The following is a 23981-nucleotide window of genomic DNA, read 5'->3' as shown; positions in this document are numbered from 1 at the left end:
GGCATACGAACCGCCGAGAAGCCGGTCGCCGGACGGCCGGGCGGGCCCAGGGCCCGTCGGTCGCGGGCTGTGGGCACCGCGCAAAGCGTGGCACGTGCGGAGGCCCGGCGCCCGTTCTGCTGTGCTGGGGCGCATGACACAACCGCTCATGCCCCTCACCGCTCGCTCCCGCGAGGAGTCGCACCGGGTCGCCACGCCCCTGGAGCTCTTCTTCGACCTCTGCTTCGTCGTGGCCGTTGCCCAGGCCGGCGCGGAACTCGTGCACGCGGTCGCCGAGGGCCACGCCGGCGAGGGCATCCTCAACTACGCGATGATCTTCTTCGCGATCTGGTGGGCCTGGATGAACTTCTCCTGGTTCGCCTCCGCCTACGACAACGACGACGTCCTCTACCGGATCGTCACCCTCGTCCAGATCGCCGGTGTGCTCGTCCTCGCCGCCGGCGTCTCGCGCGCCTTCGAGGAACACGACTTCCTCGTCGTCTACCTCGGCTACGTCGTGATGCGGCTCGCCATGGCCACGCAGTGGCTGCGCGCCGCCCACCACGCCACCGACCCGGCCGAACGGACGATGTGCCGCCGGTACGCGGGCGGGGTCCTCGCCGTCCAGATCGGCTGGCTCGCGCTGCTCCTCGCACCCGAGTCGGCCCGGCCGTGGGTCTTCCTGGTCATGGCGCTCGCCGAGATGGCAGTGCCGGTGTACGCGGAGAAGGACCGCCCCAGCAACTGGCACCCGCACCACATCGCCGAGCGGTACGGCCTGTTCACCATCATCGTGCTCGGCGAGACCGTCGCCGCCGCGACCGTCGCCGTGAAGACGGGCATCGTCGAGAACGACGCACTCGGCGAGGTGCTGCCGATCGCCGCGGGCGGTCTGCTGCTGGTCTTCGCCGCCTGGTGGATCTACTTCGTCGTGCCCGCCCACGACCGGCTGACCTCCAGCCGCCAGGGCTTCCTGTGGGGCTACGGCCACTACGTGATCTTCGCGTCGGCCGCCGCCGTCGGCGCCGGCCTGGAGATCGCCGTCGAGCAGGCCGTGGGCAAGGCCCACATCTCCACGCTCGCCGCCTCCGCCGCCGTGACGATCCCCTCGGCCGTGTTCCTGCTGTCGGTGTGGCTGCTGCACGCCCGCTACTTCAAGGTCGGCATCGCCCAGCAACTGGTCCTGCCGGTCGCGTCGTTCGCGATCCTGATGTGCTCGTTCGCGGGCCACTGGGCGGTCCTCGCGGCCGGACTCGTCGCGACGGCCACGGTCGCCGTCGGGGTCACCCTGACCGCCCGCGACCCCCGCACGCGCGCGAGGACGACCTGAGGGGCCCGGGAGGTCGGAGGACCGGAAGAGCGACGACCGTCCGCCGGAGCTCCGGGAGGCCGGGGACCGGAAGAGCGACGACCGCCCGCCGGAGCCGTCGGAGGCTGGAGGAGCCGCCGTCCGCCGGGACACAATCCGCACATGCTCTTCCGCCTCCTCGGACCGCTCGCGGTCACCGGCGCCGACGGCGCCCCGGTGCCCGCCCCCGGCGGCCCCAAGGTCCGCGCCCTGCTCGCCCGGCTCCTCCTCGACGCGGGCAGGACCGTCCCGGTGGAACGGCTCGTCGACGGCCTGTACGGGGACGAACCGCCGGCCGGCGCCCCGGGCGCGCTCCAGGCCCAGGTCTCGCGGCTGCGCCGGGCCCTCCCTCCGGGCGTCACGGTCGCGTTCTCGCCCGCCGGGTACCGGCTGACCGTCGGCGACCCCGCCACGGACGTGGACGTCCTGCGCTTCGAGGCGCTCGCCCGGGACGGCGCGCGGGCCGGTGCGGCGGGCGACCCCGGCCGCGCGGCCGGCCTGCTGCGGGAGGCGCTCGGGCTCTGGCGGGGGCCGGCGCTCGCCGACGTGCGGGACGCGCCGTTCGCGGCGGGCCAGGCGGCCCGGCTCGACGCGCTGCGGCTCGACGCGGTGGAGGAGTGGGCGGCCGCCGAGCTGGCCGTCGGCGGGGACCCGACCGCACTCGTAAGGGAGTTGGAGGAGCCGGTACGGGAACAGCCGCTGCGGGAGCGGCTGCGCGGGCTGCAGATGCGGGCGCTCGCCGCGGCGGGACGGCAGGCGGAGGCGCTCGCCGTGTACGAGGAGGTGCGGGCGGCCCTCGCCGAGGAGCTGGGGGCCGACCCGTCGCCGGAGCTGTCCGCCGTACACCTGGAGGTGCTGCGGGGCGGGCCGGCCGTCCCGGACCGGGCGGGCCCGCCGCTGCCCGCGCCGCTGACGGACTTCGTGGGCCGCGAACGGGAACGGGAACGGCTGGCCTCCCTGGTGGCGGCCACGCGCCTGGTGACCCTGGTGGGGCCGGGCGGCGCGGGCAAGACCCGGCTGGCCCTCGAGGTGGGCGCGGGGCTGCCGGGGGAGGTGAGGTTCGTGGACCTGGGGGCGGTCGGGGGTACGGGCGGCTCGTCCACCGAGGTCGCGGAGGCCTTCGCGGCGGCGCTCGGCGTACGGGGCGCGGCGCGGCTCGAAACGGCCCTGGCCGGGCGGCCGGTGCTGCTGATCGTGGACAACTGCGAGCACGTCGTCGCGGAGACCGCGCTCCTCGCACGACGGCTGCTCGCCGCCTGCCCGGGGCTGCGGATGCTGACGACGAGCCGCGAGGCGCTCGGCATCACCGGGGAGTCCCTGTTGCCGCTCGGCGCGCTCGCGCCGGACGCGGCGGAGGAGCTGTTCGTGCGGCGGGCGGCGGCGGTCCGGCCCGGATTCACGGGCCACGCGCGCGTGGCGGAGCTCTGCGCGGGCCTCGACGGGCTGCCGCTCGCCGTCGAGCTCGCGGCCGCCCGCCTGCGGACCCTGTCCGTGGAGGAACTGGCGGACGGCCTCGGCGAGCGGTTCGAACTGCTGTCGCGCGGGGACCGTACCGCGCCGGAGCGGCACCGGACGCTGCGGGCCGTGGTCGAGTGGAGCTGGTCGCTGCTCGAACCGGACGAGCGGGAACTGGCCGCGCGCCTCTCCGTGTTCCGGGGCGGCGCGACGGCGGAGGCGGTGGCCCGGGTGTGCGGCGCGGGCGCGGGCCCGCTGGCCTCGCTCGTGGAGAAGTCGCTGGTGGAGGTACGGGACGACGGCCGGTACCGGATGCTGGAGACGATCCGCGTCTACGCCGCCGAGCGGCTCCCGGATGGGGACCCGGCGATCGCCGCCCATCACGCGTACTACCGGGAGCTCGCCGAGGCGGCCGACCCCGAACTGCGCGGGCCCGCCCAGCTGGAATGGCTGGCCCGGCTGGACGCGGAGGACGCGAACCTGCGGGCGGCGCTGCGGCGCGGCACGCCCGAGGACGGGCTGCGGCTGGTGGCCGCGCTCAGCCCGTACTGGTGGCTGCGCGGGCTCCGGGGCCGGGTGGCGGCGCCGGTCGCGGAACTCCTCGACCGGGTGGAACCGACGGAGGAACTCGGCGAGGAGTACGCGCTGTGCGTCCTCGCGGCGGGCCTGCGAGAGGGCGAACACGTGGACCGGGCGCGGGAGTTCCTCGTCGCGCGCACGGCTCCCCTCGGGCAGCCGTACACGGCCTTCCTCTGGTCGACGTCCATAGGCCCCCTGGAGGGCCTCCGCATGGGCGACGACCCCTGGTCCCGGGCCCTGGGCCAGGTGGGCCACGCGCACCTGACCTCCTCGGAGGCCCTCTTCTCCCAGGCCCTCGCCGGCTTCCGGGCGCTCGGGGAACGCTGGGGCACGGCGACCGCGCTGGAGGGCCTCGCGGCGCACTCCGCCGACCCGCTGCCGCTGCTCGCGGAGGCCCTCGACCTCTTCGAGTCCCTGGGGGTCGCCGAGGACGTCGTGGACCTGCTCCACCGCCGCGCCGCCGTCCACGAGGCCGCGGGGGACGTCGCGGCGGCGGCGGCGGACCGCGCCCGCGCGACGGACACGGCGCGCCGCGCGGGCCTACCGACGTAGGCCCCACGCCTCCCCCGCCCTACGGACCACCCCGGGCCGACGCCCCCGCCCGGAGACAGGCCCCCGCCGGACCGTGCCCCCGCCGACCGCGAGCCGGCGCCCCCGTGCACTCCCGCACCTGACTGAACGGGGCCCGCGCCCGACGCCCCGGCCCGCGCCCCTGCTGAGCACGGCCCCACCCGCCCCGTATGGGCCCGCGCTTGCCGGGGCAGCGCCCCTCCCGCACCCCCGTGTGGGGCCCTCACCCGCCTGGACGGCGCCCCCACCCGTATGGGCCGCGCCCGCCGGGGCGGCGCTCCTGCCGTGTGGGCCCGCGCCCGTGCTGGGCGGTGCCCCCTGCCCGTGCGGGCCCGCGCCCGGCGGGGCGGACCCCACCCGCCGTGTGGGCAATCGTCCCGCTGGGGCGGGACGGGTGGGCACACGGGACGGCGCCCTGAGCGGCGCCTCCGCGTTCCGCGCCTGAACCCGCACCACGAGCTGGGTGCACCTAGGGGTGCGGGTCCGGGCGCATGAGCCTCTGGCGCCGGCAGGGCGCCGTTCCGTTGTGCCCACCCGTTCCGCCCCAGCGGAACGACTGCCCACAACGGGGGGGCGCGGGGGTGGGCACCGCCCCGGCGGCGGGCGCCCACAACGGGGGTGGGCGGGGGCACCGCACCGGCGGGTGCGCGCCCACAACGGGGGCGGCGGGGGCACCGCCCCAGCAGCCGCAGCCCCGTGCCCCGGTGCGGGAAAGGACGAGGCCCCACAATGGACCCGTGCCCGAAGGAGACACCGTCTGGCAGGTCGCCCACCGCCTGCACTCCGCGCTCGCCGGCCAGGTCCTCACCCGCGCGGACCTCCGCGTGCCCCGGTTCGCGACCGCCGACCTCACCGGCCGCGCGGTCCTCGACGTCACCCCGCGCGGCAAGCACCTGCTGGCCCGGATCGAGGGCGGGCTCACCCTCCACTCGCATCTGCGGATGGACGGCGCCTGGCGGGTGTACGCCGCCGGGGAGCGCCCGCGCGGCGGCCCGGAGCACCAGATCCGGGCGATCCTCGGGAACGCCGAGTCCACCGCGTACGGCTACCGCCTCCCCGTCCTGGAGCTGATCCGTACCGCCGAGGAGTCCCGCGTCGTCGGCCATCTGGGCCCGGACCTGCTCGGCCCGGACTGGGATCCGGAGGAGGCCGTCCGGCGGCTCGGCTCCGATCCGGAGCGTTCCCTCGGCGAGGCCCTGCTCGACCAGCGCAACCTGGCCGGCATCGGCAACATCTACAAGTCGGAGCTGGCCTTCCTCGCCGCCGTCACTCCCTGGCTCCCGGTGGGCGAGCTCGCCCCGGAGGTCCCGGCCCGTCTGGTCGCCACGGCCCACCGCCTGCTCGACGCGAACAAGGAACGTCCGGACCGGCGCACCACGACCACGCGCCACCCGGGCACCCCGCTCCACGTCTACGGCCGCGAGGGCCGGCCCTGCCTCCGCTGCGGCACCCCGATCCGGAAGGCGGAGCTCGGCGACCGGGTCACGTACTGGTGCCCCGGCTGCCAACGGGGACCCGACGGAAGCCGAGACGGAAGCCGAGACAGGATCCGAGACGGAGGACGGGACAGAAGCCAAGACTGAGGCCGAGACGGAGGACGAGGCCGAGGGCGGAACAGAAACCAGGACTGAGGCCGGGACGGAAAGCCCCGCCAGAGCGACCACGACAATTGACGGGCCGTCAGATCCAGTCGTACGGTCCGGACATGACGACGACTCTCCCGGCATACGACCTGACCGGCCGCATCGCGTTCGTCACGGGCGCCGCGAGCGGCATCGGCCGCGCCACCGCGGTCCTCCTCGCGCGGGCCGGTGCCACCGTGCACTGCGCCGACCGCGACGAGGAAGGCCTCGAGGGGACCGCCGCCCTGATCGCCCGGCAGGACGGCGCCGCCCGCCTCCACCCCCTGGACGTCACAGACCGGCCCGCCCTGGCGGCGGCCGTCCGCGCCGCCGGCCCGCTCCACGTCATGGCCGCCATCGCCGGGATCATGCACACGAGCACGGTCCTGGACACCCGGGACGAGGACCTCGACCGCGTCCTCGCCGTCAACTTCAAGGGCGTGCTCTACGCCTGCCAGGAGGCGGCCCGTTCGATGATCGCCTCCGGAGTGCCCGGCTCGATCGTGACGATGGCCTCGGGCGCGATGGACACCGCGAGCCCGGGTCTGCTCTGCTACAGCGTCACCAAGGCGGCCGTCGTCCAGCTGACGAAGACCCTGGCGACGGAGGCGGGCCCGCACGGCATCCGGGTCAACGCGGTCGCCCCGGGCTGGATCCGCACCCCGATGACGGACCGCCACGAGCCGGCCGCCCAACTGCAGGCCGAGGCCGCGATGGTCCGTCACTCACCGCTGGGGCGGGTCGGCGAGGCCGAGGACATCGCACACGCGGTGCTGCACCTCGCCTCCGACGCCTCCGCGTTCACGACCGGCCAGATCCTCCGCCCCAACGGCGGCGTCGCGATGCCCTGGTGACCGCCGGACCGGCAGCCCCCGCGCCGGCGACCCCCCGCCCCGTGACAGTGGCCGTGTCCCCCGTACGCCCCCCGGACCCGCCCGTCCCGCGCCGTCCCGACGACGCCGCCACGTGCACCGGCAGCAGGCTCAGCCCCCAGCCGCCCGCGGCCACCGTTCCCTCGACCGGCCCGGACTCGCCCGGCACGAGCAGCAGACGCAGTACCGCCCACCACCAGAGCCCCCCGGCCGCAAGGCCGCACGCGAGCAGAGCGAGCGTCACCAGGGGAACCCGTCGCCGTACCATGGCCGCCTCCTGCGGTCGACGCTAGACCGGCAGGATCACCCTGCGGGAGGGCGCACCGGTGGCAGACCCGGCGCACACGGCCCAGTCGGACGTCCCTCCCACCATGGCACGCCACCCCGGAACCCGGCATCTCGGAAAAACCGACCCCGCCCTCGGAATTGAGAAAAGCCCCGGTCAGCGCCCTGCGAACAGGGCACCGGCCGGGGCTTCACCCCACTTCGGTTCAGGCAGCGACGACGTCCACCGCTTCCGCGGGCGCCTTGATGGTCACCCGCTCGGTGGGCACACCGGCCACCGACGTCACCGACACCGAATTGAGCATCGGACGGCGCACCGGCGTCGGTACCGGTTCGCTCGCCGCTGCCGACTCGGCCAGTTCGGCCAGCGACAGCTCGTCGCTCACTTCGCGCATGAGCTCGGACATCCGTACGTCCAGCGCGTCGCAGATCGCGGAGAGCAGCTCGGAGGAAGCCTCCTTCTGCCCCCGCTCCACCTCGGAGAGATAGCCGAGCGAGACTCGGGCGGACGAGGAGACTTCGCGCAGAGTACGGCCCTGGCGCTGGCGCTGCCGACGCAGCACGTCACCCAGCAGGCGACGGAGCAGAATCATCGGTGGCTCCCTCCTCGGACCGCGTAGCCGCATCCTTCACGCCCCACCGTACCGCCTCGCGCTGCGGCCGTGCGGGGAGCGATGTCGTGTTCACTCAGGGCTGCAAACATCAATCCCCCCCGTTGTGTTCCGTATCCTGTGCCCGCGCATTTCCCGAGAGTTCCTCACGGAGCAGTTCCAGCACGCTCCGTACGCTCTCTCTACGGATTTCCTCGCGGTCGCCGTTCAACCTCAACGAGACCACTTTCCCGGCGCGGGCGCTCGTCGCGGCCGGTCCCGCGACCGCCACGTAGACCGTTCCGACGGGCTGTCCGTCCTGCTCCGTGGGTCCCGCGACCCCGGTCGTCGAGACGCCCCAGTCGGCGCCGAGCCGGTCCCGCGCACCGGCCGCCATCTGCAGCGCGACCTCGGGATCCACCGCCCCGCGCTCCGCGAGCAGGGCCTCGTCGACGCCCAGGAGCTCGTGCTTGAGGACCGTGGCGTAGGCGGTGACCGACCCCAGGAAGGACACCGAGGAACCGGGCGGCCCGGTGAGCGCGGCGGCCACGAGGCCGCCCGTGAGCGACTCCGCGGCGGCGACCGTCTGCTCACGCTCCGCGAGCAGCGCCAGCACCCGGACGGCCTCCCTCATCGCGTCGCCGTCTCCGACCGCGCGGCCGCCCGCTCCTCCGCGAGCCCCTTGCGCCGCAGGACGACCGCCTGTCGCACGTAGTCCAGACCGGTGACGACCGTCAGCACGACGGCCAGCGCCATCACCCAGAAGCGGAGGGTGGCCAGCGGCCCGGTGAGCATGAGGACGTACATGCCGACGGCGGTTCCCTGGGCGAGGGTCTTCATCTTGCCGCCGCGGCTGGCGGGGATGACCCCGTGCCGGATGACCCAGAACCGCATCAGGGTGATGCCGAGCTCGCGGGCCAGGATGACCGAGGTCACCCACCAGGGAAGGTCGCCGAGCGCGGAGAGCGAGACGAGCCCGGCGGCCATGATCGCCTTGTCGGCGATGGGGTCGGCGATCTTCCCGAAGTCGGTGACCAGGTTGTACGTGCGGGCGAGGTGCCCGTCGAAGACGTCCGTGATCATGGCGACCGCGAACGCCGCCCACGCCCAGGCCCGCCACGCGGGGTCGTGCCCGCCGTCCTGGAACAGCAGGATCACGAAGCCCGGCACGAGGACGAGCCGGATCATGGTGAGGATGTTCGCGATGTTCCACAGGCTGGCCTGGTTGACGGCCGCAGCGCCCAGCTTGCCGCGGGGCGCCGGCCTACCGGTCCCGCCCGTCGCGGATGCCGGGACTCCGGTCATCTGCCCGCCTCCTCGAAAAGACACTCGGCCACCAGGTCGACGCCCTCCGTGCCGACGACCTTCGCACTGACCATACGGCCGGGGGCCAGGTCGGGGCTCGTACCGTGGGACGTGGTGAGGACCACCTGGCCGTCGGTCTCGGGCGCCTGGTGGGCGGCGCGGCCGATCCAGCCGTCCTCCTCGTCGAAGGACTCGACGAGTACCTCCAGGGTCTCTCCGAGGCGCTCCTCCGCGCGCTGCGCGGTGAGCTCCTCGGCGAGCCGGGAGAGGTGGGCGAGCCGCTCGTCGACGACCTCCTGGTCGAGCTTGTGCTCGTACGTGGCGGCCTCGGTGCCGTCCTCGTCGGAGTAGCCGAAGACGCCGATGGCGTCGAGGCGGGCGTGGGTGACGAAGCGTTCCAGCTCGGCGAAGTCCGCCTCGGTCTCGCCGGGGAAGCCGACGATGAAGTTGGACCGGGCACCGGCGGTGGGGGCCTTGGAGCGGATGGTCTCCAGGAGCTCCAGGAAGCGGTCGGTGTCGCCGAAGCGGCGCATGGCCCGCAGTACGTCCGGGGCGCTGTGCTGGAAGGACAGGTCGAAGTAGGGCGCGACCTTCTCGGTCGACGTGAGGACGTCGATCAGGCCCGGACGCATCTCGGCGGGCTGGAGGTAGCTCACGCGGACGCGCTCGATGCCGTCCACCGAGGCCAGCTCGGGCAGCAGGCTCTCCAGGAGCCGGATGTCGCCGAGGTCCTTGCCGTAGGAGGTGTTGTTCTCGGAGACCAGCATGACCTCCTTGACGCCCTGCTCGGCGAGCCAGCGCGTCTCGTTCAGCACGTCCGAGGGGCGGCGCGAGACGAAGGAGCCCCGGAAGGAGGGGATGGCGCAGAAGGAGCAGCGGCGGTCGCAGCCGGAGGCCAGCTTCACGGAGGCGACGGGGCTGGTGTCCAGACGGCGCCGGAGGGGGGCGCGGGGGCCGGAGGCGGGCGCCAGGCCCTCGGGCAGGTCGCTGGGGACGTTCTCGGGGGCGTCCACGGAGCCGTGGCCCGGAAGGGCCACGGTCGCGGCGGCCTCCTGGCGCTCCACGGGGGACAGCGGCAGCAGCTTGCGCCGGTCACGCGGGGCGTGGGCCTCGACGCTGCCGCCGCTGAGGATGGTCTGGAGGCGGTTGGAGATGTCGGCGTAGTCGTCGAAGCCGAGGACGCCGTCGGCCTCCGGGAGGGCCTCGGCGAGCTCCTTGCCGTACCGCTCGGCCATGCAGCCGACGGCGACGACGGCCTGGGTCCTGCCGTGGTCCTTCAGATCATTGGCTTCGAGGAGGGCGTCGACGGAGTCCTTCTTGGCGGCCTCGACGAACCCACAGGTGTTGACGACGGCGACGTCCGCTTCCTCGGCGTTCTCGACGAGCTCCCAGCCGTCCGCTGCCAAGCGGCCTGCGAGCTCCTCCGAGTCCACCTCGTTACGGGCGCAGCCAAGAGTGACAAGGGCGACGGTACGGCGTTCGGGCATGGACTCAAGACTACTTCGTCCCGGCCGTTCCCCCGTCGCGCAGGGTTCACCTGCGCGACAGAGGTCACATCACGGGGCTCAGCCGGCCTCGGGGTCGCCCTTGGTGTAGCTGAGTCGCTCGACCTGGCCGGATTCGAACTTGTCGGCGAGCTTCTTGCCGTTCACGTAGAGCTCGATCGCGCCGGCGTTGCCGAGGACCAGGTCCACGCGCTCGTCGTCCTGGAAGGTCTTGGACTCGCCCTTGAGGAGGAGACCGTCGAAGAGGAGCTTGCCGTCGTGCCCCTTGGCCGAGATCCAGCTCTTGTCGTCGATCGCGGAGAGCTTGACCGTGACCTTGTCCCGCGGGACCGCGGCGATCGCGCTCTCGGTGGGCTTGGGCGCGGCGGGCTTGGCCGGCTTCGGCTTGGCCGCGGAGGTGGCCTTCTCCGGGGCGGGGGCCGGGCCGCCGTCGGCCACGGTGGTGCCGTTCGGCGTCTCGTTGCCGTTGAACATCGTGAAGCCGACGAAGCCGACGACGGCGACGATGGCCGCGACCATCGCGGCGGTCCAGTTGGGCCGGCGCGGTTCGGGGCGGATGCGTTCCGCCTCGAAGAGCGGGGCGGCGGGGGTGGGCGCGGGACGGCCGCCGTGCTCGGCGTCGTACTGCTCGATCAGCGGAGCCGGATCGAGGGCGACGGCGCGCGCGAGGGTACGGATGTGGCCGCGGGCGTAGACGTCGCCGCCACAGCGCGAGAAGTCGTCCTCCTCGATCGCGTGCACGATCGGGATCCGGACACGGGTGGAGGCACTGACCTCTTCGACGGTGAGACCGGCGGCGATTCGGGCCTGCTGGAGAGCGCGACCGATCGAGTCCCGGTCGTCTGCCGGGAAGGTCCGGTCGTCTTCGGGGGAGTTGCCGATGGACACGAGAGCGCCTTTCGAGCGTGTAGCCACCTGCTGGACGTTCAGTCTATGGGTGGTACGAAAGGGTGGGGCAACCGGGCGGGTGCTGTTTGTACGCCATGAGGCTGGGACATCCTGCTGTCCCTTCCTCAACTTGACGTACGGCCAGGGGAAACGGTTGCCCTCCGTTCCCTTACGAGTGAGTCTCGGGCTGATCTCGATCGGGTACCCGGCTCCCGGAGGAGCCACACCCGCCGGGCCCCGTCCGGCGGACCGGACACCGCGGCCCCGGTCCGCGGGACGGGCCGCCCGCCGACCCGCCGGACGGGCTGCTCCCCGTTCCGCGGAACGGCCCCTGCTCCCCCGCCCCGCGGATCCCCCTACTCCCCGCGGATCACGGCGAGGACCCCGTCCAGCTCGTCCGGCTTGACGAGCACGTCGCGTGCCTTCGAGCCCTCGCTGGGTCCGACGATGTTGCGCGACTCCATCAGGTCCATCAGCCGGCCGGCCTTGGCGAAGCCCACGCGCAGCTTGCGCTGGAGCATCGAGGTGGAGCCGAACTGGGTGGAGACGACGAGTTCGGCGGCCTGGCACAGCAGGTCGAGGTCGTCGCCGATCTCCTCGTCGATCTCCTTCTTCTGCTTGGTGCCGACGGTGACGTCGTCCCGGAAGACGGGCGTCATCTGGTCCTTGCAGTGCTGCACCACCTGCGCGACCTCGGCCTCGGTGACGAACGCGCCCTGCATGCGGACCGGCTTGTTGGCACCCATCGGCAGGAACAGGCCGTCGCCCTTGCCGATCAGCTTCTCGGCACCGGGCTGGTCCAGGATGACCCGGCTGTCGGCGAGCGAGGAGGTGGCGAACGCGAGCCGCGAGGGCACGTTCGCCTTGATCAGACCGGTGACGACGTCCACCGACGGCCGCTGGGTGGCCAGCACCAGGTGGATGCCGGCGGCACGCGCCAGCTGGGTGATGCGGACGATCGAGTCCTCGACGTCACGCGGCGCGACCATCATCAGGTCGGCCAGCTCGTCGACGATCACCAGCAGGTACGGGTACGGGCTGAGTTCGCGCTCGCTGCCCTCGGGCAGCTTGATCCTGCCGTCCCGGACGGCCTGGTTGAAGTCGTCGATGTGCCGGTAGCCGAAGGCGGCCAGGTCGTCGTAGCGCAGGTCCATCTCGCGCACCACCCATTGGAGTGCCTCGGCGGCCTTCTTGGGGTTGGTGATGATCGGGGTGATCAGGTGCGGGATGCCCTCGTAGGCGGTGAGCTCGACCCGCTTGGGGTCGACCAGCACCATCCGGACGTCCTCGGGGGTCGCTCTTATCATGACCGAGGTGATCAGGCAGTTGATGCACGAGGACTTTCCGGAGCCGGTGGCACCGGCGACCAGGATGTGCGGCATCTTCGCCAGGTTGGCCATCACGTAGCCGCCCTCGACGTCCTTGCCGAGCGCGACCAGCATCGGGTGCTCGTCGCCGGCCGCGTCCGCGAGCCGCAGTACGTCGCCGAGGTTGACCATCTCGCGGTCGCTGTTGGGGATCTCGATGCCGACCGCGGACTTGCCGGGGATCGGCGAGATGATCCGCACGTCGGGCGAGGCCACCGCGTAGGCGATGTTCTTGGTCAGCGCCGTGATCTTCTCGACCTTCACGGCCGGGCCGAGCTCGACCTCGTACCGGGTGACCGTCGGACCGCGCGTGAAGCCGGTGACGGCCGCGTCGACCTTGAACTCGGCGAAGACGTTGGACAGCGCGTCGACGACCGCGTCGTTGGCGGCACTGCGGGTCTTGCCCGGCCCCCCGCGCTCCAGCAGGTCGAGCGAGGGCAGGGAGTACGTGATGTCGCCGGCGAGCTGGAGCTGCTCGGCCCGGGGCGGCAGGTCGGTCGGCTCGGGCGCCGGCTTCGTCAGATCGGGTACGCCTCCGCCGGTGCGGTCCTCCCCGCGGGCCGGCGGTACGGGCGCGGCCTTTCCTGCGGCGCCCTTGGCCTGGGCTTCCGCGGCCGGGGCTTCCGGGGCCGCGGAGGCGGCCAGGGCGGCGTTCCGCTCGGCGGTGACGTCCTTGGTCAGGTCGGCGACGAGCGGCGAGGGCGGCATGCCGTTCAGCACGGCGCCGTCGAGCGCGGCGGCGGCCGCCGCGGCCACGTCCACCGGATCCAGGCCGGCGCTCCGGCGGGTCGAGCGGCCGCGCCGTTCGAGCGTCTCCGCCTCGGCCCGGTCGATGTCGTACGGCTCCGCGGGTCCGGCCGAGCGGCGCCGGGCGGGCCGTGCGGGTCGCGGTCCCGCGTCCCGCCACTCCTCGTCGTACGCCTCGTGGTCCGGGCGTCCCCCGTACTCCTCGACCTCCGCCGGGTCGTACGGGAGTTCGATGATGCCCAGCCTGGCGCCGAGCGCGCGCAGCCGCTGCGGGATCGCGTTGACCGGGGTGGCGGTGACCACGAGCAGTCCGAAGACGGTGAGCAGCACCAGCATCGGTACGGCGAGGACCTCGCCCATCATGAAGACGAGGGGCTGGGACGCGGCCCAGCCGATCAGTCCGCCGGCGTCCTGCATGGCCGCGCTGCCGTCGCCGCGCCCCGGCGAGCCGCAGGCGATGTGCACCTGTCCGAGGACGCCGATGACGAGCGCGGAGAGGCCGATGCTGATCCGGCCGTTGGCCTCGGGCTTCTCCGGATACAGGATGAGCCGGATGGCGATCGCGCCGAGGAGCAGCGGCACGAGCAGGTCGAGCCGGCCGAAGGATCCGGTCACGAGCATCTCGACGAGGTCGCCGACCGGGCCGCGGAGGTTGGACCAGGTGCCGGCGGCGACGATCAGCGCGAGGGCGAGGAGGAGCAGCGCGAGCCCGTCCTTGCGGTGTGCGGGATCGAGGCCCTTGGCGCCGCGCCCTATGCTCCGGAACATCGCCCCGATGCCGTGGGCGAGGCCGAGCCAGGCGCCGCGCGCGAGCCGGTAGACGCCCCCGGTCGGGGACGGGGCGGGGCGCGGGGCGGCCTTCTTCGCGGCGGTCTTCCGCGCGGGCGGGCGCTTGGCGGGCGCGGCCTTCTTGGCCGGTGCCCTCTTGGCGGCCGCCTTCTTCGCGGGCGGTTTGGCGGGGGACTTCACGGGCGCCGCTTTCTTCGCGGCACCCGTCGTCCGGCCGGCGCGCGGTTTCGCGGTGCCCGCCGTGCCCTGGGAACCCTTGCCGGACGTACGTGAAGCCATGATGCCGAGGTTACCCGTGTGAGGAGGGGCATGGGGAGCGCCCGTCCGCCTCACCCGTTCGTGTCGTCCGTGCCGCAGCGCGGTGCTGACGCCGCATCACGGCGTTCCCCGCCGGACGCGAACCCGGGTGACGGAGCGTCAGCTCTGGGCGGGCAGGGTCGGCGCGGCGCCCGTGCCCGGCTCCAGCGCGTCCAGGGCCCGGCGCAGCCCGGTGAGCTTGCGCTCCAGATGCGCGGCGGTGGCGACGGCCGCCGCGTCGGCGGAGTCGTCGTCGAGCTGCTTCGACAGGGCCTCGGCCTGCTCCTCGACGGCCGCGAGCCGGGCGGAGAGCTCGGCGAGCAGCCCGGCGGACTCCTTGCCGTGACCGCCCTCGCCGCCGCCCTCCAACTGCAGCCGCAGCAGGGCGGCCTGCTCGCGCAGCTTGCAGTTCTTCATGTAGAGCTCGACGAAGACGGAGACCTTGGCCCGCAGCACCCACGGGTCGAAGGGCTTGGAGATGTAGTCGACCGCCCCGGCCGCGTACCCCCGGAAGGTGTGGTGGGGGCCGTGGTTGATGGCGGTGAGGAAGATGATCGGGATGTCCCGGGTCCGCTCGCGCCGCTTGATGTGGGCGGCGGTCTCGAAACCGTCCATTCCCGGCATCTGGACGTCGAGCAGGATGACCGCGAAGTCGTCCGTCAACAGCGCCTTGAGCGCTTCCTCCCCGGACGATGCCCGCACCAGCGTCTGATCGAGCGCGGAGAGAATGGCCTCCAGCGCCAGCAGATTCTCCGGCCGGTCATCGACCAGGAGGATCTTGGCCTTCTGCACCATGCCCCGTCCTCCTCGTCCCGGCAACGGCTCTCCCCGGTCCCCCGAACCGGGGGAGGCACCGGGCGCCGCCCCAGAAGACGACTCCCTAGCGCCGTCCGTCCTTGTGCCGGTCATCGTAGCCGCACCCCGCCCGTCGCCACACCCTGTCACCGCGATGTCACTGTGCACGTATCGGCGCACGTACCGGAAACGCGGTGGGAGACCAGAAGGTTCCCCGTATCCGGCCCTCTCACACACCCCCGGCGACAGCCGGTCGACGGACCCCCGGCGAGCCCCGGCGGAGCCCGGGGGTCCGCGCCGCGCCCGGCGCGGACCCCCGGGGCGGAGTCACGCCCCCCGCATCCACTGCTCCATGACCGACAGCAGGTGATCGGGGTCGACCGGCTTCGTCACGTAGTCCGAGGCACCGGACTCGATCGCCTTCTCCCGGTCGCCCTTCATCGCCTTCGCCGTCAGCGCGATGATCGGCAGCCCCGCGAACTGCGGCATCCGCCGGATCGCGGTCGTCGTCGCGTACCCGTCCATCTCCGGCATCATGATGTCCATCAGCACGACCGCGACGTCGTCGTGCTGCTCCAGGACCTCGATGCCCTCCCGCCCGTTCTCGGCGTACAGCACCGCGAGCCCGTGCTGCTCCAGGACGCTGGTGAGCGCGAAGACGTTGCGGATGTCGTCGTCGACGATCAGCACCTTCTCGCCGGAGAAGTCGAACGTACGGCGCGGCTCGGCCTCCGGTTCCTCCCGGTCCGCCGCGCTCGGCTGCCCGGACTGCCCGGGAACCGCGCCCCGCACCCCGGACGCCTCCGCCGCGGCCTTCCGCCGGTGCCGGAACAGCGCCCCGGCCCCGGACCGCGCCTCCGTCCGTACGGGCGCCGGCGGGAAGTGCGGGTAGGGGTGCGCGGCACCGGCCGTCCCCTCCTCGGCCCCCTGCTGCGGATCGTCGGCGTCCTGCCCGCCCTGCCCGTAACCGCCCGCCGGCAGCTCCGTCGGGCTCAGCGGCAGGTAGAGCGTGAACGTCGAACCGCGGCCGGGCTCGCTCGCCGCGAAGATCTCGCCGCCGAGCAGCCGCGCGATCTCCCGGCTGATCGAGAGCCCCAGACCCGTACCGCCGTACTTCCGGCTGGTCGTGCCGTCGGCCTGCTTGAACGCCTCGAAGATGACCCGCATCTTGCTCGCCGCGATCCCGATCCCGGTGTCGGTGACCGAGAAGGCGATCAGATCGGCCTCCGGATCGCGCAGCGAACCCGCCTCCAGGAGCTGCTCACGGATCGACTGCGGCACGTCCGCGCCGGCCGGCCGGATCACCAGCTCCACCGCGCCCGTGTCGGTGAACTTCACCGCGTTGGACAGCAGGTTGCGCAGGACCTGGAGCAGCCGCTGCTCGTCGGTGTGGAGCGTGGCCGGCAGCTCGGGCGAGACCCGCACCGAGAAGTCGAGCCCCTTCTCCGCCGTGAGCGGCCGGAACGTCGCCTCCACGTAGTCGACGAGCTGGACGAGCGCGATGCGCGTCGGTGAGACGTCCATCTTGCCCGCCTCGACCTTCGACAGGTCGAGGATGTCGTTGATCAGCTGGAGCAGGTCGGAACCCGCGCCGTGGATCGTCTCGGCGAACTCGACCTGCTTCGGCGTCAGGTTCGTCTCGGCGTTGTCGGCGAGCAACTTGGCCAGGATCAGCAGCGAGTTGAGCGGCGTGCGCAGCTCGTGCGACATGTTCGCGAGGAACTCCGACTTGTACCGCATGGAGACGGCGAGCTGCTCCGCCCGCTCCTCCAGGACCTGCCGGGCCTCCTCGATCTCGGTGTTCTTCACCTCGATGTCGCGGTTCTGCCGGGCCAGCAGCTCGGCCTTCTCCTCCAGTTCCAGGTTGGAGCCCTGGAGCTCCTTCTGCCGGTGCTCCAGCTCCGCCGACCGCTCCTTGAGCTGCTCGGTGAGCTCCTGCGACTGCTTGAGCAGCACCTCGGTCTTGGTGTTGACGCTGATGGTGTTGACCGTGGTCGCGATCAGCTCGGCGAGCTGGTTCAGGAAGTCCCGCTGGATCTGCGTGAACGGCTGGAACGACGCCAGCTCGATCACGCCGAGGACCTTCCCCTCGAAGAGGACCGGCAGCACGATCACGTGCGCGGGCGCGGCCTCGCCGAGCCCCGACGAGATCTTCAGATAACCCGGCGGCACGTTGACCTGGATGGTCCGCTTCTCCTCCGCCGCCGTCCCGATGAGGGTCTCCCCGGGCCGGAACGAGGTCGGCATGGACCCGGCGGAGTATCCGTAACTCCCGCGCATCCGCAGCTCGTACGAGCCGTCGCCCTCGCCCACGAGCTCGGCGTCGCTGTTCGCGGAGCCCGTCGGCATGGCCACGAAGAAGGCGCCGTGCTGGGCCGAGACCACCGGCGTCAGCTCGCTCATGATGAGCGAGGCCACGTCGTCCAGGTCCCGCCTGCCCTGCATGAGACCGGAGATGCGGGCCAGGTTGCCCTTGAGCCAGTCCTGCTCCTCGTTGGCGAGGGTGGTGTCGCGCAGGTTGGCGATCATGGTGTTGATGTTCTCCTGGAGGGCCTGGATCTCGCCCGCCGCGTCGACACCGTCGATCTTGAGGTTGAGGTCGCCCCGGGTCACCGCCGTGGCGACGGCCGCGATCGCCCGCACCTGACGGGTCAGGTTCCCGGCCATCTCGTTCACGGACTCCGTCAGGTCACGCCAGGTGCCGTCCACGTCACGGACCCGGGCCTGACCGCCCAGCTGCCCGTCCGTACCCACCTCGCGGGCGACCCGGGTGACCTCCTCGGCGAAGTTCGACAGCTGGTCGACCATCGTGTTGATGGTGCTCTTCAGCTCCTGGATCTCACCGCGCGCGTCGATGTCGATCTTCTTGGTGAGGTCGCCCTTGGCGATGGCGGTGGTGACGGCGGCGATCTGCCGCACCTGGCCGGTCAGGTTGTCGGCCATGCCGTTCACCGAGTCCGTCAGATCACGCCACGTGCCCGACACCCCGGGCACCCGCGCCTGACCGCCCAGGATGCCGTCGGTGCCCACCTCGCGGGCCACCCGGGTCACCTCGTCGGCGAACGACGACAGCGTCGTCACCATCGTGTTGACGGTGTCGGCGAGCTCGGCGACCTCGCCGCGCGCCTCGACGGTGACCTTCTTCGTCAGATCGCCGTTGGCGACGGCCGCGGAGACCCGTGAGATGTTGCGCACCTGGCTGGTCAGGTTGTTGGCCATCAGGTTCACGTTGTCGCTGAGGTCCTTCCAGATGCCGGTCACCCCGCGCACCCGGGCCTGACCACCGAGGATGCCCTCGGTGCCCACCTCGCGGGCCACCCTCGTCACCTCGTCGGCGAAGTTCGACAGCTGGTCCACCATCGTGTTGACGGTCGTCACCAGCTCCAGGATCTCGCCCTTGGCGTCGACCGTGATCTTCTTCGACAGGTCGCCCATGGCGACCGCCGTCGTGACCTCGGCGATGTTCCGGACCTGGAAGGTCAGGTTGTTCGCCATCATGTTCACCGACTGGGTGAGGTCCTTCCAGGTGCCGGAGACCCCCTGCACCTCGGCCTGACCGCCCAGGATGCCCTCGGTGCCCACCTCACGGGCCACCCTCGTCACCTGGTCGGCGAAGCTGGAGAGCTGGTCCACCATCGTGTTGAGGGTGTTCTTCAGCTCCAGGATCTCGCCCCGCGCGTCCACGTCGATCTTCTGCGACAGGTCACCGCGCGCCACCGCGGTGGCGACCTGCGCGATGTTGCGGACCTGGGTGGTGAGGTTGCCGGCCATGCCGTTCACCGAGTCCGTCAGATCACGCCACACACCGGCCACGCCCGGCACCTGCGCCTGACCGCCCAGCCGCCCGTCCGTGCCCACCTCGCGGGCCACCCGGGTCACCTGGTCCGCGAAGGCGGACAGCTGGTCCACCATCGTGTTGATGGTGTTCTTCAGCTCCAGGATCTCGCCCCGCGCGTCCACGTCGATCTTCTGCGACAGGTCGCCACGGGCCACGGCCGTCGTCACCTGCGCGATCTGCCGCACCTGTGAGGTCAGGTTGCCGGCCATGAAGTTCACGGAGTCCGTGAGCTCCCGCCAGCGCCCGGACACCCCGTCCACCCGCGCCTGACCGCCCAGCCGACCCTCGGTGCCCACGTCCCGGGCCATCCGGGTCACCTGGTCCGCGAAGGACGACAGCTGCGACACCATCGTGTTGACGGTGTTCTTCAGCTCCAGCATCTCGCCGGCCACGTCCACCGTGACCTTCTGCGACAGGTCGCCGTTGGCGACCGCCGTCGTCACCTGCGCGATGTCCCGCACCTGACCGGTCAGGTTGCGGAAGGCCGTGTTCACCGAGTCGGTGAGGTCCTTCCACGTCCCCGCCGCGCCCGGCACCTCGGCCTGACCGCCGAGCAGACCCTCGACGCCGACCTCCCGGGCCACCCGGGTCACCTCGGAACCGAAGGCGGACAGCTGGTCCACCATCGTGTTGACGGTGTTCTTCAGCTCCAGCATCTCGCCGGCCACGTCCACCGTGACCTTCTGCGACAGGTCGCCGTTGGCGACCGCCGTCGTCACCTGCGCGATGTCCCGCACCTGCGTGGTGATGTTCCGGAAGACCGTGTTGACGGAGTCCGTGAGGTCCTTCCACGTCCCCGCCGCACCCGGCACCTGCGCCTGACCGCCGAGCAGACCCTGCGCGCCGACCTCGCCCGACACCCGGGTCACCTCGTCGGCGAACGTCCGCAGCGTCTCCGTCATCTGGTTGATGGTGTCGGCGAGCTGGGCGATCTCACCGCGCGCGGAGACCCGCACCTTCTGCGACAGGTCACCGTTGGCGACCGCCGTCGTCACCTCCGCGATCCCTCTCACCTGATTGGTGAGGTTCCCCGCCATCGTGTTGACGGAGTCGGTGAGGTCCTTCCACACGCCGGCGACCCCGGCCACCTCGGCCTGACCGCCGAGCTCACCCTCCGTACCCACCTCGCGCGCGACACGGGTCACCTCGGAGGAGAACGACGACAGCTGGTCCACCATCCGGTTGACGGTGTTCTTCAGCTCCAGCATCTCGCCGGCCACGTTCGCCGTGACCTTCTGCGACAGATCGCCGTCCGCGACCGCCGTCGTCACGAGCGCGATGTCCCGCACCTGCGCCGTCAGCCGGTTCGCCATGGTGTTGACCGAGTCCGTGAGGTCCTTCCACGAACCGGACACCCCGCGCACCTGCGCCTGCCCGCCCAGCTTGCCGTCCGTACCCACCTCGACGGCGACCCGGGTCACCTCGGAGGCGAAGACCGACAACTGGTCGACCAGGTTGTTGGCGGTGCGGGCGACCTTCAGGAACTCCCCGCGCAACGGCCGCACGGTCCCGTCCGCGCCCTCCGAACGCAGGTCCATCCGCTGGTCCAGATCGCCCTCGGCCACCGCCGACAGGACCCGCCCCACCTCGGACACCGGCCGGGCCAGATCGTCGACGAGCGCGTTCGCGGCCTCGATCGCCGCCGCCCACGCCCCCTCGCTGGCCCCCGCCTCGAGGCGCTCGGACAGCTTGCCCTCGCGGCCGACCACCCGCCGGACCCGCGACAGCTCCCCCGTCACGTGCAGCTGCCGGTCGGCGACCTCGTTGAACACGGCGGCGATCTCCGCCATGACCCCGTCGCCGGACACCGTCAGACGCCTGCGGAAGTTCCCGTCCCGCATCGACACCAGCGCGGCCAGCAGCCGCTCCAGCGCCGCCGCGTCCACCTGGACCGTCCCCCCACGGGAACGTCCGCCCCTCGCGCGCGTGCCACTGCCTCCGCCGCGCCGCGCCGCCGTGCCAGACTCCACCGTGTCCCTCCCGAAAGGGGTCGACCGTTCCGCTCCGGCTCTCGCCGTCAGCCTGCCCAGTGTTTCACCGTGTCCGAACCTGGCGATAACAGTTCGGCAGCTTCGTACAGCGTCCCTACCCTCTAGGGACGGAATCAACGGTGACCGGCATCCGCCCGGACAGCGAAGGTAAGTAACCTGGCATCCGGCTGTCCAACCGCCCCGGTCCGCCCGGCGGGGGCGGTGTGGCGTGCGCACGACCACCGGGCAGCGGGAGGGACAGACCGAGCATGGCAGAGCCGGGCGTCGAGACGCGTACGAGGAGTGCTGTGATCACCGCGCGGGCGACTGCCACCTTCGAGCCCGTCGGGCGGTCCGTCGCGGCCGCCCGCGCCTTCGTCCGGGACACCCTCCAGGGCTGGGGCCACCCCGAACTCATCGACGACGCCGTCGTCCTCACCAGCGAGCTCGTCACCAACGCCGTCATCCACGCCGGCACCTCCGCCGAGGTCCTCTGCCTCCGCTCCGACGACAGCGTCCGGGTCGAGGTCGCCGACCGCTACCCCGAGCGCGAGATCCCCGTCCAGGGCGGCCGCTCCCTCGGCAGCCCGGACCGCGAGAACGGCCGCGGCCTGCTCCTCTGCGCCGCCCTCGCCCACCGCTGGGGCGTCGACTACTCCCCCACCCGCAAGCACGTCTGGTTCCACCTCGACCTCCCCCAGCGCCCCGTCGGCACCCGCTCCGCGGGCCCCGTCCTCCCCGACGCCCTCCTCCCGGTCGCCGAGAGCCGCGTCCGCGTCGCCGTCGCCCAGATCGACCGCGGCGGCACCATCACCGCCTGGAACGAGGACGCCGAGGAGCTCTTCGGCTACGAGGCCGAGCAGGTCACCGGCAAGCCCCTCGGCGACCTCGCCGCCTGGCCCCACACCCCCGGCATCGGCACCGGCCTCGCCGAGGCCCTCCGCCTCTCCCGCTGGGAGGGCAGCTACGGCATCCGCTGCGCCGACGGCCGCGTGATCCCCGTCTACGCCTCGCACCTCCGGGTCCGCGACGCCCTGGGCGAGCCCTCCACCGTCTGCCTCCTGGTGCGGGAGCACGAGCGCGCCGTCCTCCAGACCCCCCAGCGCCCCGCCGTCGACCCGGGCGCCGAGAGCCGCACCACCGACCCCTTCGAGGTCTTCATCGGCTCCCCGGCCCCCGACGACCTCGACGGCCTCCTCCAGCGCACGGTCGAACGCGCCCGCGACATGCTCGACGGCGACGCGGCCTTCCTCCTGCTCGCCACCGACGACGAGACGGAACTGGAGGTACGGGCGACCACCGGCCTCCCGGCCGCCCGCCAGCGCTTCGCCCGCGTCCCCGTGGAGACCGGCGCCAGCCGCTACGGCTCCGCCCGCATGCCCGCCGTCCACGAGGACCTGGCCGCCGTCCCCGGCGCCGTCCCGCTCCTCGAAGGCACCGGCATGCGCTCGGTCGTCACCGTCCCGCTCAAGGTCGAGGGCCGGCTCACCGGCTCCCTCGGCGTGGCCGCCGAGAGCGCGAACCGCTACTCCAACGAGGAGGCGCTCCGCCTCCAGTTCGCCGCCGACCGCATCGCCCTGGCCGTCGAGTCCGCCCGGCTCGGCGAACTGGAGCGGCTGCGCCGCGGCTCCCTCAGCTTCCTCGTCGAGGCCTCCGACCTCCTGGCCGGCACCCTCGACCGCGACCAGACCCTGGCCCTCATGGCCCAGATGACGGTCCCCACCCTCGCCACCTGGTGCGCGGTCTACACGATCGCCGACCAGGCCTCCGACCCGTACCTCTCGTACGTGCTCCACGAGGACGAGGACCGCATCGACGGCCTCAAGGCCCTGCTCTCCTCCATCGCCCCGCCGGACCCGGTGCCGACCCCCGGCGCCCGCGTCTGGTCCGCCCCCGGCGAGGCCGCGCATCGCGCCGCGCTGACCGCCTCGGTCCGCGCCCTCGACCATCCCGCGAGCCCGCTCTCCTCCGGCATCGACAACACCCTCGCCACGGCGAGCGCGGTCGCCGGCGAGACCGTCGTCCTGCCGCTGGTCGCCCGCAACCGGGTCATCGGCATGCTGACCCTCGGCAGGCCCTCGGAGGACCACTTCCGCCAGGAGATCCTGGAGCTCGCCGAGGACCTCTCGCGCCGGGCCGCCCTGGCCCTGGACAACGCCCGCCTGTACTCGGAGCGCGTGGCGATCAGCCAGTCCCTCCAGCGCAGCCTGCTCCCGCCCGGCCTCCCCACGATCCCGGGCGTCGAGGTCGACGTCATCTACCGCGCGGCCGGCGAGGGCAACGAGGTCGGAGGCGACTTCTACGACCTCTTCCCCATCCGGGACGGCGCGTACGGATTCGCCATCGGCGACGTCTGCGGTACGGGACCGGAGGCGGCCGCCGTCACCGGCCTGGCCCGCCACGCCCTGCGCCTCCTGGCCCGCGAGGGCTTCGGCGGCCCCGCCGTCCTGGAGCGGCTGAACGCGGCGATCCTCGACGAGGGCGCCCGCAGCCGCTTCCTGACGCTCCTCTACGGCGAGATGCGCCCGCAGGAGGACGGCTCGGCGATCCTCAAGGTCGTCTGCGCCGGCCATCCCCTCCCGCTGCGCCTCCGCCCGGACGGCACGGTCGAGCCCGCGGCCGAGCCGCAGCCGCTCCTGGGCGTCATGGAGGACCTGGAGCTGTACGAGCAGACGGTCACGCTCGACCCGGGCGACGTCCTCCTCTGCGTCACGGACGGCGTCACGGAACGCCGCGAGGGCTCCCGGATGCTGGGCGACGACGGCCTGGCCGAGGTCCTGAAGACCTGTACGGGCCTGACGGCCGGCGCGGTCGCCTCCCGTGTCCTCCGGGCCGTCGAGCGCTTCGCCCAGGCCCCCGCCTCCGACGACATGGCCATCCTCGCGATGCGCCTGCACGAACCGCACGACCACTGAAGGTCCCGGCGATCCCCCTCGGGGGTCGCCGGCACCCCGTCCGTACGACAACGCAAAAAGGCCCCCGCCACAAGGCGGGGGCCTTTTCACTTGGAGCCCTTTAACGGAATCGAACCGTTGACCTTCTCCTTACCATGGAGACGCTCTACCGACTGAGCTAAAAGGGCGGGTTGTTCGGCGGCGTCCTACTCTCCCACAGGGTCCCCCCTGCAGTACCATCGGCGCTGAAAGGCTTAGCTTCCGGGTTCGGAATGTAACCGGGCGT

The 23981-nt window shown here is 72.6% G+C and carries 14 protein-coding genes, 1 tRNA gene and 1 rRNA gene; 5 read left to right on the top strand and 11 right to left on the bottom strand.

Annotated elements, in window-relative coordinates; all coding sequences use genetic code 11:
* Window positions 1–133: 133 nt before the first annotated feature.
* The 4 genes from ACIGW4_RS21545 (at window position 134) to ACIGW4_RS21530 (ending at window position 6407) form a co-directional block, all read left to right on the top strand.
* Complete coding sequence (locus ACIGW4_RS21545; RefSeq protein ID WP_399582335.1) at window positions 134–1309, top strand: low temperature requirement protein A; 1176 nt, start codon at window positions 134–136, stop codon at window positions 1307–1309.
* A gap of 141 nt (window positions 1310–1450) precedes the next feature.
* Window positions 1451–3913 carry an ATP-binding protein gene (locus ACIGW4_RS21540; protein WP_399582334.1) on the top strand — a complete coding sequence of 821 codons (2463 nt, stop codon included), beginning with the start codon at window positions 1451–1453 and terminating at the stop codon, window positions 3911–3913.
* A gap of 755 nt (window positions 3914–4668) precedes the next feature.
* Complete coding sequence (locus tag ACIGW4_RS21535) at window positions 4669–5514, top strand: DNA-formamidopyrimidine glycosylase family protein (protein WP_398713646.1); 846 nt, start codon at window positions 4669–4671, stop codon at window positions 5512–5514.
* 122 nt (window positions 5515–5636) lie between these two features.
* A complete protein-coding gene (locus tag ACIGW4_RS21530) occupies window positions 5637–6407 on the top strand; it encodes an SDR family NAD(P)-dependent oxidoreductase (RefSeq protein WP_399582332.1) in 771 nt (256 codons plus the stop codon).
* Here the strand turns inward: ACIGW4_RS21530 and ACIGW4_RS21525 are convergent.
* From ACIGW4_RS21525 to ACIGW4_RS21485, 9 genes are all read right to left on the bottom strand, one after another.
* Entirely contained in the window at window positions 6355–6693 is a 339-nt protein-coding gene (locus ACIGW4_RS21525; RefSeq protein ID WP_123455709.1) for a hypothetical protein, read from the bottom strand. The two genes, ACIGW4_RS21530 and ACIGW4_RS21525, sit on opposite strands and share 53 nt — an antisense overlap.
* 223 nt (window positions 6694–6916) lie before the next feature.
* Window positions 6917–7303 carry a helix-turn-helix domain-containing protein gene (locus tag ACIGW4_RS21520; protein ID WP_030694284.1) on the bottom strand — a complete coding sequence of 129 codons (387 nt, stop codon included), beginning with the start codon at window positions 7301–7303 and terminating at the stop codon, window positions 6917–6919.
* A gap of 109 nt (window positions 7304–7412) precedes the next feature.
* Window positions 7413–7934 carry a CinA family protein gene (locus ACIGW4_RS21515; RefSeq protein WP_359592465.1) on the bottom strand — a complete coding sequence of 174 codons (522 nt, stop codon included), beginning with the start codon at window positions 7932–7934 and terminating at the stop codon, window positions 7413–7415.
* A complete protein-coding gene (gene pgsA, locus ACIGW4_RS21510; RefSeq protein ID WP_123455707.1) occupies window positions 7931–8605 on the bottom strand; it encodes a CDP-diacylglycerol--glycerol-3-phosphate 3-phosphatidyltransferase in 675 nt (224 codons plus the stop codon). Before pgsA ends, ACIGW4_RS21515 begins: the two co-directional genes overlap by 4 nt.
* On the bottom strand, window positions 8602–10092 hold the full coding sequence (gene rimO, locus ACIGW4_RS21505) for a 30S ribosomal protein S12 methylthiotransferase RimO (RefSeq protein WP_123455706.1): 1491 nt from the start codon (window positions 10090–10092) through the stop codon (window positions 8602–8604). Before rimO ends, pgsA begins: the two co-directional genes overlap by 4 nt.
* Before the next feature lie 78 nt (window positions 10093–10170).
* Window positions 10171–10998, bottom strand: coding sequence for a helix-turn-helix domain-containing protein (locus tag ACIGW4_RS21500; protein WP_123455705.1), 828 nt, complete (start codon window positions 10996–10998; stop codon window positions 10171–10173).
* 356 nt (window positions 10999–11354) lie between these two features.
* The gene (locus ACIGW4_RS21495; RefSeq protein WP_398713653.1) at window positions 11355–14180 is read right to left on the bottom strand and encodes a DNA translocase FtsK; all 2826 of its coding nucleotides are present in this window, start codon (window positions 14178–14180) and stop codon (window positions 11355–11357) included.
* A 138-nt stretch (window positions 14181–14318) separates the two neighbouring features.
* Complete coding sequence (locus ACIGW4_RS21490) at window positions 14319–14993, bottom strand: two-component system response regulator (protein WP_093873786.1); 675 nt, start codon at window positions 14991–14993, stop codon at window positions 14319–14321.
* Between the two features lie 327 nt (window positions 14994–15320).
* Window positions 15321–20801 (bottom strand): HAMP domain-containing protein, encoded by a 5481-nt coding sequence (locus ACIGW4_RS21485; RefSeq protein WP_399582328.1) that lies wholly within the window; start codon window positions 20799–20801, stop codon window positions 15321–15323.
* Between the two features lie 269 nt (window positions 20802–21070).
* Between ACIGW4_RS21485 and ACIGW4_RS21480 the strand changes: the two genes are divergently transcribed.
* The gene (locus ACIGW4_RS21480; RefSeq protein WP_399582325.1) at window positions 21071–23716 is read left to right on the top strand and encodes a SpoIIE family protein phosphatase; all 2646 of its coding nucleotides are present in this window, start codon (window positions 21071–21073) and stop codon (window positions 23714–23716) included.
* Between the two features lie 91 nt (window positions 23717–23807).
* On the opposite strand, the gene ACIGW4_RS21475 is transcribed toward ACIGW4_RS21480, so the two are convergent.
* Window positions 23808–23883 (bottom strand) — tRNA-Thr (locus tag ACIGW4_RS21475).
* Between the two features lie 5 nt (window positions 23884–23888).
* Window positions 23889–23981 (bottom strand): 5S ribosomal RNA (gene rrf / locus ACIGW4_RS21470); the annotation flags it as partial.

This window comes from Streptomyces sp. NPDC053513, from assembly GCF_044544765.1.
Classification (GTDB): domain Bacteria; phylum Actinomycetota; class Actinomycetes; order Streptomycetales; family Streptomycetaceae; genus Streptomyces; species Streptomyces litmocidini.
The sequence above is the reverse complement of the archived record's forward strand: the minus strand, read 5'-3'. Positions and strand labels throughout refer to the sequence as shown.

Bases quoted from the DNA above. Each gene is read 5' to 3' on its own strand.
- ACIGW4_RS21545 (WP_399582335.1), top strand. From the start codon at position 134: ATGACACAACCGCTCATGCCCCTCACCGCTCGCTCCCGCGAGGAGTCG.
- ACIGW4_RS21540 (WP_399582334.1), top strand. From the start codon at position 1,451: ATGCTCTTCCGCCTCCTCGGACCGCTCGCGGTCACCGGCGCCGACGGC.
- ACIGW4_RS21530 (WP_399582332.1), top strand. From the start codon at position 5,637: ATGACGACGACTCTCCCGGCATACGACCTGACCGGCCGCATCGCGTTC.
- ACIGW4_RS21525 (WP_123455709.1), bottom strand. From the start codon at position 6,693: ATGGTACGGCGACGGGTTCCCCTGGTGACGCTCGCTCTGCTCGCGTGC.
- ACIGW4_RS21520 (WP_030694284.1), bottom strand. From the start codon at position 7,303: ATGATTCTGCTCCGTCGCCTGCTGGGTGACGTGCTGCGTCGGCAGCGC.
- ACIGW4_RS21515 (WP_359592465.1), bottom strand. From the start codon at position 7,934: ATGAGGGAGGCCGTCCGGGTGCTGGCGCTGCTCGCGGAGCGTGAGCAG.
- pgsA (WP_123455707.1), bottom strand. From the start codon at position 8,605: ATGACCGGAGTCCCGGCATCCGCGACGGGCGGGACCGGTAGGCCGGCG.
- rimO (WP_123455706.1), bottom strand. From the start codon at position 10,092: ATGCCCGAACGCCGTACCGTCGCCCTTGTCACTCTTGGCTGCGCCCGT.
- ACIGW4_RS21495 (WP_398713653.1), bottom strand. From the start codon at position 14,180: ATGGCTTCACGTACGTCCGGCAAGGGTTCCCAGGGCACGGCGGGCACC.
- ACIGW4_RS21490 (WP_093873786.1), bottom strand. From the start codon at position 14,993: ATGGTGCAGAAGGCCAAGATCCTCCTGGTCGATGACCGGCCGGAGAAT.
- ACIGW4_RS21480 (WP_399582325.1), top strand. From the start codon at position 21,071: ATGGCAGAGCCGGGCGTCGAGACGCGTACGAGGAGTGCTGTGATCACC.